Below are 9,715 nucleotides of genomic sequence, written 5' to 3'. Positions count from 1 at the left end.
TAAGTCACCTCGTCGAATTAAGTAGTTATTGAATTGATACTAGTTATGATACTTAGTTGCTGTTAAGTTAAAGATAAGTTAAAAATAAGTTGAGGCTAATGAATGACCACTAGCGCTTATATCCATTATAATGAGCTAAAGGAATAGTGCAACATTATTTGCCATCTCAGGTCACATTTACTGGTATTAGGTGTTTTAGTGAAGCCTCATGAAGAAGAGTAATGAAGAAGAGTGAAGAGTAATGAAGAAGAGTGAAGAGTAATGAAGAAGAGTGAAGAGTAATGAAGAAGAGTGAAGAGTAATGAAGAAGAGGCATGATTAAAAATCATGAGTCAATTATAGGTTGTATGCTGTATGTCGTAAAGGCTGAGGAGAGAGTCTATGAGGAAATCTAAATCGTTTTTAAGTTATCTGTTGGCGAGTTTCTGCTTGTTTGTGGTAATCATCTTTATAGCGGCACTGGTTGACCCTGTTATGTATTATATGTCATTTATTACCATAGTTGCTTGTCCTATCCATGCATTGATCTGCTTGATGATTGAACAGGGACTGAGAAGGACGACCATAAAAAACAGGAAACTCATAGCTTTTCTTTTAGGAAGTATCGCGATGGTTGTGTTTTTCCCACTTATCTTAGCTTTTATGACAACTTTTGTTTGGTAGTAGTATGAGCAATAGTAGCAGGATACTGTCTTACTAATTAGATGGGTAGCATAAAAAAACTAGGACAAAGAGGAGTTTACCTCATTGTCCTAGTTTTCACTCTCTAATGCTTAGTTATCTCTTTACTTACTACAAGATTGTCACTAACACCCCTAATGGCACTGCACTATAAACTGCAATAGTAACAGGAACAGTAGCTCTAACAATAGCTCCAACAGTAATCACAACAGTGATAGCATCTGTCATCAATCAAAAGATATTTAGCAATGACAAGCATTCGAACTGACGGTTAAATCAGTTCTTCAGCATTTTCAACTTCTATTCGGTCATATAACTTAGAGACGAGATGGTAAAAATGATGTAATTCTTCGTCTGTAAAGTCTTGGAAGAGGAGATCAAGTTTTTCCACATGATGTTTATTGATCTCAGCAAAGTACCGTTTAGCTTTTGGGGTCAACTCAATAAACCCTTTTCGTTTATTATGCGGGTCTTGTGTCACGACCAAAAAGCCTTTTTCCTCTAGCAATAGGGCTAATTTTTTGATGTTTTGTCGTGATGACCCCAAAATATGACCTAAATGAGTGAATGTTGTATCATCATTTGAGTTTTTCACGATGGCTAATAGCATGAACTGTTTTAAAGTGATATCATCTTCCGTTTTATCAAAAATCGTTTGTAGTCTATTTTGCAGTACAAAGATACTAGAAAAAATCCCCCGAACTTCTCGTTGCCGTGGTGGGTCATGTCGAGCGGTCAGGTTTTCAAAATCCATGGACCTAGCCTCCTATATTATGAGTGGTCTGTCTTAAGTCTATAGTCTATTGACTAAGGCTTTATTCCTATAAGTTTATTATAGTAACAAGTTACTCAATTGTAAAATGTTAACGCTTTCCATTGCTGTTTCGGATAACTCTATCAGTCATTATATCAGATTTTGGTTAAAGTTGTGAGAAGATTACGTTATAATCGAATTCTAGAAGACTATCGTTGATTACAGGTTAATTTAGTGAATCGTATGAAAGGAAAGCTTTTGACATGACAATCGCTCTACCAGAACAGTTCAAAACCAGGATGGCTAGGTTCTTGCAGGAAGATTATCCAGCCTTTATAGAAAGTTACAAGCTTCCAATCTCTGGTGCTTTGAGATTGAATAGCCTAAAGATAGGCGTCGTAGATTTTTTGACACTATCACCGTTTACTTTAAAAGCTATTCCATGGGTATCTAATGGTTTTTACTATAGCAAGGACGATCATCCGGGAAAGCACCCTTATCATGATGCTGGGGTCTATTATATGCAAGAGGCGAGTGCAATGGCAGTTGGTGTTTTGGCTCAGCCAAAGCCTGGGGAGCGTGTGCTTGATCTGTGTGCGGCTCCTGGGGGCAAGAGTACACATCTAGCGAGTCAAATGGCAGGACAGGGTCTCTTGGTTGCTAACGAGATCAATGGAAAAAGGGCAAAAATTTTGTCTGAGAATGTTGAACGGATGGGTATCAAGAACGCGGTGGTCATGAATGAAACACCCGAAAAACTCGCAGAGCATTTTCCTGCTTTCTTTGACAGAATCGTCGTAGATGCTCCCTGTTCTGGTGAAGGAATGTTTAAAAAAGAACCGCAAGCCATCGAACAATGGTCACTAGCTAACATCGACTTATGTGCGAGACGTCAAAAAGAGATTCTTACGGAGGCGGTCAAACTTTTGAAGCCAGGTGGCACGCTGATCTACTCCACTTGTACCTTTGCCCCGGAAGAAAACGAAGGAACAATCAGTTGGCTATTGCAAACGTATGATTACCTGAAACTAATTCGACCGGTTGAAATAGCTGAATTCGACCACGGACACCCCGAATGGGTCGATGGACCGGCTGAACTCAAGAATGCTTATCGTCTATGGTCACATCACTTATTGGGCGAAGGACATTTTATAGCTGTTCTAAAAGATACCCGTGAAACTGGCTCTGAGAACTCTAGCGTTCACCAACGGGACAAACGGGACAAAAATTCAAAGTCCAAACACCTATCAAGGAAATCCAAACAATCACAGGAATTAGCAACGGCAGTCGACTATTTTGAAGCGTTTAAAACACAAATTTTGTCGGATAGTAGCACGATAGCACATTCTGGCTCATTTGTTGATGAGGCAATCGATGACAGTCAATCCCACTTTATTTTGTTTGGGGATAATCTTTATCTACTGCCTAATGACTTGTCGCTTGATGGGTTGAAAGTCATCCGTCCAGGACTGCATTTGGGCACTCTGAAAAAGAAACGATTTGAACCCGCCCACGCCCTTGCGCTTAGTTTACAGCCAAGTCAAGTTCGAGAAAAAGTGATGATCACTAGTGATGTTATCATTGAAAAATATCTTCACGGTGAGGTTCTACAAGAGAGTGACTTGCTTGCTGAAGGCATCGAAGATTTATCTGACGGCTGGCAGTTAGTCTGTTATCATAATTTTCCTTTAGGATGGGGGAAATATGACAATAACCAATTGAAAAATCACTATCCTAAAGGTTTGCGGTGGCTTTAGCCTTACTATTTTCGATACTTTGATACTAATTTAAGTCATCAATAACTGATGTAGGTCATCAATGAGTGATTTACTGAGTACCTAGACAGTTTGCTTTATACATTGAAAATTTGCTTTATAGGAGGAGGCTTCATCATGACCGATCGTTCCAATAAGACAACTGAAAATAGAATGACCAAAGACGAACAAAATGCCTTATTACAGACACTTGAAGCTAGATTTATGAAACACATGGAAAGACATCAACAATTGACATGGTCAGAGATCCAAGAAAAACTACTGGCATCACCTGAAATACTTATGACGGTAAATGAGATGGAAACAAGTGGTGGTGAGCCTGATGTCATGCTATTTGAGGATGGAGCAGAGATTTACTTTGTTGATTGTGCCAAAGAGAGTCCAACTGGTAGACGAAGTGTCTGTTATGATCGTGCAGCTTTAGAAGGACGAAAAAAGCATCAGCCACGAACGAGTGCTGAAGACCTTGCGACAGCTATAGGTGTCGAGATCTTGACCGAGGATGACTACCGTCAGTTACAATCATTAGGAGACTTTGATTTGAAAACCTCTACTTGGATCAAGACACCCGAAGCTATCCGATCTCTTGGTGGTGCATTATTTGGGGATAAACGCTATAATTACGTGTTTATTTACCATAATGGCGCTGACTCTTACTATGCTTCAAGAGGTTTTAGAGGGAAAGTAAGGATATAATGAAGTTTAGTGGATACTAACCCATTGAATAACCGATAAAATGTAATAACTCTTTACTTATTTCAGAATTCCTATAAAATTGAAATAAGGAGGGGTGACATGACATTAAAAGGAATCAAGAAATTACCAGCTAGTGTGACAAAAGATGAATCAATACAAATTTACAAACAACTCGCCAAAACGAATTTAGTAATTGGAAAGATGGAATCTTTGATTAATAATTCTTTGGTCAATGAGTCCTTACTAAGTTTGTTGTCTCTCAATGAGTCGGTACAGTCAACAAGAATCGAAGGTACCCAAGTCACATTTCACAATTTTATGGAAATAAAAGATAAAAAAGAGTTAGATTGGAAAAATAGAGAAGTTAAAAATTATCACAAAGCACTGATGTTTGGCATTAATGAGATTAAGAAGAACCAAATGCCGATTTCTACACGTCTTATAAAACAAATACATACTATTCTAATGGAGAATGGTCGTGGAACTTCTTCGGCTTGTGGCGAATTCAGAAAAGTACAAAACTTTATTGGTCCCAATAATAGAATTGAAGATGCGGTATATATCCCAGTGCCCCCGAATGAAATCGAATCTTACATGGAAAATTTAGATTTCTTTATCAATGGAGAGAATCATTCATCATTCAATACTGAAAGAGAAAATGCAAATGAATATTTCGAATACGATGCACCTGAATTGTTGAAAATGGCAATTGCTCATGCTCAATTTGAATCGATTCATCCGTTTCTAGATGGTAATGGCAGGCTAGGAAGAATTTTGCTTGTCTTGATTTCGGTCAATGAGTCACTTGTTTCCTCACCTCTATTTTTTGTGAGTGAGGAGTTAGAGAAAGAGAGAATCCGTTATTATAATAGCTTAAACAGTATACGGGGAGAAAATGGTAATTGGAGTAACTGGCTTCTTTTTTTCCTGTTAGCATCTGAAAGGATGGCTAATAGTATTATTGAGAAGCTTGGAAATGCGGATAATTTAGCTAGAGAAGGTTTAAAGCATTGTAAGACAGATATGCAAAGAAGAATCTGGTTATCTACATTCTCGGAACCAATTACGACCGCGAAACAAGTAAGTGATATTCTGAATATTCATCCTTCTACTGCAAAAAAAGGATTAGATTTTTTAACGGATATCCATTTACTTGATAAGGATACTTCTCGTCAAAGAAATCAAGGGTATTATAATTATGATTTGATGAGAACAATAAGTAGTTAGTTTCTTGATGCTATAGCGAACTAACAGAAAGTTAAATAGGTTAAACATAAGGACACCCATAAAGTTCGGCTGAATTTTATGGGTGTCCTTATTTAACTGTAATAAACTAAATAATTATTTTGAAAGTTCTGATAGTTTTTTGAGCTAATGATGGTATAAGCAACAGTAAGACGGCCAGTATTACGTTAAATTAATTCGCGACGGACCATGTCTTCTGCAATTTGGATGGTATTTGAGGCAGCTCCTTTACGGATATTATCTGCTACAACCCAAAGATTAACACCATTTGGCACGGAATCGTCACGACGGATGCGTCCAACTAACACGTCATCAGTATCGTTTGCGTCAGTTTGTAGAGGGTAACGATCGTGCGCAGGGTCATCAACTAGTGTGATACCTGGATAGTTTGCTAGAACCTCTTTAACGTTTGATATGTCAAAATCCTGCTCCAGTTCGGCATTAATACTGATACCATGTCCATTAGCGACAGGAACACGGACAGCAGTAGCAGTCACACGTAGATCAGGGAGAGCAAGAATTTTACGAGTTTCATTGATCATTTTTTCTTCTTCTTTGGTGTAGCCATTCTCTAAAAAAACATCAATCTGTGGTAAGACATTGTCGTTAATTGAGTATGGAAATTTGTTTGTCGTATGATTAGCGAGATCATCCAAACCTGCTTGGCCAGCGCCTGAAACTGCTTGGTAGGTATTGTAAACGACACGTTTTAAGCCAAAAGCTTCTTGAAGAGCAGCTAGCAGCAAGACAGATTGAATCGTTGAGCAGTTAGGATTGGCGATAATCTTCTCATCAGAAGTCAGTACCGTACCATTCACTTCAGGGACAACCAGAGGAACCTCTTTATCCATTCGCCAAGCGGAGCTGTTGTCGATCACAACCACACCATTAGCTACAGCAAGTGGGGCAAAATGTTTAGAAGTGTCCCCACCAGCAGAAAATAGGGCAATCTCGATTGGTGGTTTCAACGACTCTTCGGTCAACTCTTGGATAGTTAGTTGTTCTCCCTTATAATCAAGTTTCTTTCCGGCAGAACGTTTTGAAGCAAAGAGAGTCAATTGGTTGATTGGAAAGTCGTGTTCTTCTAGCACTTGTAGCATCTTACGCCCTACGACACCAGTGGCGCCACAGACAGCAACGTTATACGTTTTAGACATGGATAAGTACAGCTCCTTAGCAGTTAGTTGGTTAGTAAAAGTTCTAGTGCAGTTGTTTTATGATGAAAAAATTATGATAAAATAGTTCTGATTATCATTTGTTTCTCAGTTTATAGCAATCGGTGAAAAAAAACAAAAGAAATTTTAAAAAGAAACGAAATTTGTGTGTAAGTAGCATTTTTAGTAAATAAGAATGATCGGTTAAATGAAAGAGGGTATGTCGAAGTGTGTTCGTGACAGTTTGATAGAAGCTGGGATTGAAACGTATGGTGGCGTTGATTCTCCATACATTTGGATGAAAGTACCAGGTGGGAAAACATCATGGCAATTTTTTGATGAGTTGTTAGAACAAGCACAAGTTGTAGGGACACCAGGATCTGGCTTTGGACCTAGTGGAGAAGGATACTTCCGCTTAACAGCATTTAACACCTATGAAAATACCAAAGAAGCTGTCGAACGGATCAAAAAAATGTTTGTCAATGTATAAGAGTCACTGGATATGATGTTAACTGTAGTAAGAAGCAAGCTTGACTTGTGGTTTTAGTATTGAGTGCAATTTTCTTGTGAGTATTCTGAAACTATAAGAAAGACTAAAGCATCACTACTTGTAAGGAGTTTTAATCATCAATAAGAGGTTATGAATATCTGTAAAAGGAAAGGGTTGGGATCAGTTCCCAACCCTTTTCATCGTTATAAACCATTAAACCATTAAGCTATTAAGTCATTAAACCATTAGGCCATTAAACCCTTATTCGACATTATAAATTATCACTACTGATTCAATCCAAACTGAAATCTAATTCTGGTCCTTTAGGGACGATTCCAGTTGGATTAATCATCTTGTGGCTTCTATAGTAGTGATTCTTGATATGATAAAAATCGACTGTCTCCTTGACTCCAGGGAAATGATATAACTCTCTGGTATAGCGCCAAAGGTTTTTGTAACTGGTCAATGGTCTGATATTACATTTAAAGTGACCGAAATAAACACTATCGAAGCGTATGAGTGTCGTAAACAAACGCCAATCAGCCTCAGTTAATTGGTCTTCAACTAAGTAATTATGTCCTTCTAACCGAGCTTCTAGTTGGTCAAGGGTATCAAATAAAGTGGTGACTTCTTCGTCGTAGACAGCTTGTTCAGTTGCAAATCCGGCTTTATAAACCCCATTATTGACGTTGTTGTAGACTAATTCATTGACTGCATCAATTTCAGCGAGTAATTCTGTGGGGGCATAGTCACCTTTGATGGCTCCGATACCATCGAAAGCCGAATTGAACATCCGAATAATGTCGGCAGATTCATTATTAACAATTTTATCCTGTTTCAAGTCGTAAAGAACAGGAACAGTGACCCGACCTGAACAGTCTGGATCTGATTTGGTATAGATTTGATACAAAAAGTCAGCATTCATAACAGGATCAGGAATAACACCTTGATCAGGAGCAAACGTCCACCCGTGTTCTAGCATTAATGGGTTAACGACTGAAATAGAAATTAAATTCTCTAACCCTTTGATTGAACGAAATATCAAAGCCCGACACGCCCAAGGACAAGCTAAGGAAACATAGAGGTGGTACCTATTAGCCTCAGCTTTGAAACCACCTTCACCAGTTGGACCGGGACTCCCATCAGGAGTAATCCAGTTCCTGAATAGAGAATCTTTTCGAACAAAACGACCTCCAGTTTTTTTGGTGTCATACCACTTATCTTCCCATTTTCCATCGACTAATAAACCCATAGAACCATCCTTTCTATAGAATAAACTGTCAGAAATACTGTGATTTTTGTAGAAAAATTAACTCATTCTATAATTCTATTATAAGTATAAAAGAAGGTAGAGACTAGTATGAAGGTTTCATATGTAAATTTTAATAGAACAAGTCTCTCGTATAAAATCTCATACTAACGTACAGGTTCTCTGTAGGAGTTGTTGGATTTAATATAATGATGCAAGGCGTTTACATCAATGAACATGGAAAAATCACGGTATAAATCAGAAAAACCTGATCTGATTTATACCGTGATTTGTCGCACTTTTTTTATTCGCCCCAGAATTTATACGCGATTTCTTGTCCTTGTTCTATTTTTGCCCATTGTTGTTCGATGGTTAGTTCGTTTCCACCATCACATGATGCAAATCCGCATTGGTGTGAGAGGTAGAGTTTATCTTTAGAGAGATGGGTTGCTGCTTTTTCTAATTGACTTAGAATATGGTCTTCATCTTCTAGTGTGTTGGTTTTACTAGAGAGGAATCCTAAAACAACTTCAGTGTCTGGTTTGTTTTTGAATGCTTCTAAGGCTTTTAAGCTGCCAGCACGTTCATCGTCCCATTCTAAGTAAAAACGATCATAGTTTTGTTTTTCTAAGAAGAGAGGCGCAATTTTTTCGTAACTACCGCCACCCATATTCCGAGAACTATAGTTACCACGGCAGTTATGGGTATACACTTTTAACCCTAAGTCATGGGCATAAGCTATGACCGTGTTGTTCAAGTCTATAAATTCCTGAGCTAAGTTAACTTTGTCGGCATAGTTATCAGATCCGCCAGTGAATGGGCTGTTAGGGTTATCGTCAGCAAATAGTTCCCATAAACAGTCGTCAAACTGGATAACTTTTCCGCCAGCCTTTGCATAGTCGGTCAAGAATTCTTCATAGGCGGTGATCAAATCAGTTTTGAATTCTTCTGTCGTAGCATAAACTTTTCCACCGATATTAGGTGACCAAGAAAGTTCGCCAAAGATGTGAGATGGGGAAGGGATGCATTGTTTTAAATGAGCACCTTCTGGAGCAAGTTCTTCTAAGCGTTCGTAATGTTCAATAAAGGGATGATGATGACCATGTAGATGGTCTTCAATGTCGATTCCGATATCTTTACGGGTTTCAAATTTACTCTCTTCATCTTTATCACGGAAGAAATAGCCATGGTCTGCGATGAAGCGTCTCACACCTGATAACCCCCAAAGAAAGTCGAGATGCCAAAGTGATTTTGAAAATTCACCATCTGTGATCTCGGGAAAATTCCGTTCAACTTGGTCTTCAACCACTTGTGCTACAGCTTTGTCTTCTGTTTCTTTATAGCCTTCAAATTCATCATAAAATGGATAGGTGATATCGTCACGATGTTCGATTTTGGTTTTGTAGTTCAATAAATCTTGCGGGCGGAGTAAAGAACCAACCGTTAAGAAGCGCTTGGAAGAAACTTTTGTTTCAGTTGCATTTTGATCTTGTTGTTTTTCAGTCATGTGGTAATCTCCTCTAATATGTTTTTATGTTTTTGAAATACGAAATTGTTATGGGAAAATGGTTCTCTAACAGTTGGATAGAGACGACAATAAGGTATTTCATTAAGATACTAAGTAATGTAGTATAAAAAACAAAACATTCAAAATACCTATTATATTGGTAT

General features: G+C 38.2%; 9 protein-coding genes. 5 read left to right on the top strand and 4 right to left on the bottom strand.

Going from position 1 to position 9,715, the window contains the following annotated elements; translation table 11 throughout:
* Positions 1 to 381 precede the first annotated feature (381 nt).
* Positions 382 to 663: a hypothetical protein gene (locus H541_RS0101440; protein WP_022795579.1), complete on the top strand. Its 282-nt coding sequence runs from the start codon at positions 382 to 384 to the stop codon at positions 661 to 663.
* Between the two features lie 289 nt (positions 664 to 952).
* Here H541_RS0101440 and H541_RS0101435 read toward each other — a convergent pair whose 3' ends face one another.
* A complete protein-coding gene (locus tag H541_RS0101435) occupies positions 953 to 1,435 on the bottom strand; it encodes a MarR family winged helix-turn-helix transcriptional regulator (RefSeq protein WP_022795578.1) in 483 nt (160 codons plus the stop codon).
* A 263-nt stretch (positions 1,436 to 1,698) separates the two neighbouring features.
* Between H541_RS0101435 and H541_RS0101430 the strand changes: the two genes are divergently transcribed.
* The 3 genes from H541_RS0101430 (at position 1,699) to H541_RS0101420 (ending at position 5,133) form a co-directional block, all read left to right on the top strand.
* Positions 1,699 to 3,192 carry an RsmF rRNA methyltransferase first C-terminal domain-containing protein gene (locus H541_RS0101430; RefSeq protein ID WP_022795577.1) on the top strand — a complete coding sequence of 498 codons (1,494 nt, stop codon included), beginning with the start codon at positions 1,699 to 1,701 and terminating at the stop codon, positions 3,190 to 3,192.
* A 135-nt stretch (positions 3,193 to 3,327) separates the two neighbouring features.
* Complete coding sequence (locus H541_RS0101425; protein WP_022795576.1) at positions 3,328 to 3,906, top strand: DUF4256 domain-containing protein; 579 nt, start codon at positions 3,328 to 3,330, stop codon at positions 3,904 to 3,906.
* A 99-nt stretch (positions 3,907 to 4,005) separates the two neighbouring features.
* A complete protein-coding gene (locus H541_RS0101420; RefSeq protein ID WP_022795575.1) occupies positions 4,006 to 5,133 on the top strand; it encodes a Fic family protein in 1,128 nt (375 codons plus the stop codon).
* A 185-nt stretch (positions 5,134 to 5,318) separates the two neighbouring features.
* Here H541_RS0101420 and H541_RS0101415 read toward each other — a convergent pair whose 3' ends face one another.
* Entirely contained in the window at positions 5,319 to 6,308 is a 990-nt protein-coding gene (locus H541_RS0101415) for an aspartate-semialdehyde dehydrogenase (RefSeq protein ID WP_022795574.1), read from the bottom strand.
* A 205-nt stretch (positions 6,309 to 6,513) separates the two neighbouring features.
* Here H541_RS0101415 and H541_RS0101410 point away from each other — a divergent pair, with 205 nt between their 5' ends.
* On the top strand, positions 6,514 to 6,795 hold the full coding sequence (locus H541_RS0101410) for an aminotransferase class I/II-fold pyridoxal phosphate-dependent enzyme (protein WP_033420693.1): 282 nt from the start codon (positions 6,514 to 6,516) through the stop codon (positions 6,793 to 6,795).
* A 292-nt stretch (positions 6,796 to 7,087) separates the two neighbouring features.
* On the opposite strand, the gene H541_RS0101405 is transcribed toward H541_RS0101410, so the two are convergent.
* Both H541_RS0101405 and H541_RS11190 read right to left on the bottom strand, forming a co-directional pair.
* A complete protein-coding gene (locus H541_RS0101405; protein ID WP_022795572.1) occupies positions 7,088 to 8,047 on the bottom strand; it encodes a glutathione S-transferase family protein in 960 nt (319 codons plus the stop codon).
* 301 nt (positions 8,048 to 8,348) lie between these two features.
* Entirely contained in the window at positions 8,349 to 9,551 is a 1,203-nt protein-coding gene (locus tag H541_RS11190; protein ID WP_022795571.1) for a uroporphyrinogen decarboxylase/cobalamine-independent methonine synthase family protein, read from the bottom strand.
* Positions 9,552 to 9,715: the final 164 nt, after the last annotated feature.

It is taken from the genome of Bavariicoccus seileri WCC 4188, from assembly GCF_000421665.1.
Taxonomy (GTDB): Bacteria; Bacillota; Bacilli; order Lactobacillales; family Aerococcaceae; genus Bavariicoccus; species Bavariicoccus seileri.
Note: the sequence above shows the minus strand (reverse complement) of the source record. Positions and strands in the feature narration are given on the sequence as shown.

Bases quoted from the DNA above. Each gene is read 5' to 3' on its own strand.
- H541_RS0101420 (WP_022795575.1), top strand. From the start codon at position 4,006: ATGACATTAAAAGGAATCAAGAAATTACCAGCTAGTGTGACAAAAGAT.
- H541_RS0101435 (WP_022795578.1), bottom strand. From the start codon at position 1,435: ATGGATTTTGAAAACCTGACCGCTCGACATGACCCACCACGGCAACGA.
- H541_RS0101410 (WP_033420693.1), top strand. From the start codon at position 6,514: ATGAAAGAGGGTATGTCGAAGTGTGTTCGTGACAGTTTGATAGAAGCT.
- H541_RS0101430 (WP_022795577.1), top strand. From the start codon at position 1,699: ATGACAATCGCTCTACCAGAACAGTTCAAAACCAGGATGGCTAGGTTC.
- H541_RS0101405 (WP_022795572.1), bottom strand. From the start codon at position 8,047: ATGGGTTTATTAGTCGATGGAAAATGGGAAGATAAGTGGTATGACACC.
- H541_RS0101440 (WP_022795579.1), top strand. From the start codon at position 382: ATGAGGAAATCTAAATCGTTTTTAAGTTATCTGTTGGCGAGTTTCTGC.
- H541_RS11190 (WP_022795571.1), bottom strand. From the start codon at position 9,551: ATGACTGAAAAACAACAAGATCAAAATGCAACTGAAACAAAAGTTTCT.
- H541_RS0101425 (WP_022795576.1), top strand. From the start codon at position 3,328: ATGACCGATCGTTCCAATAAGACAACTGAAAATAGAATGACCAAAGAC.
- H541_RS0101415 (WP_022795574.1), bottom strand. From the start codon at position 6,308: ATGTCTAAAACGTATAACGTTGCTGTCTGTGGCGCCACTGGTGTCGTA.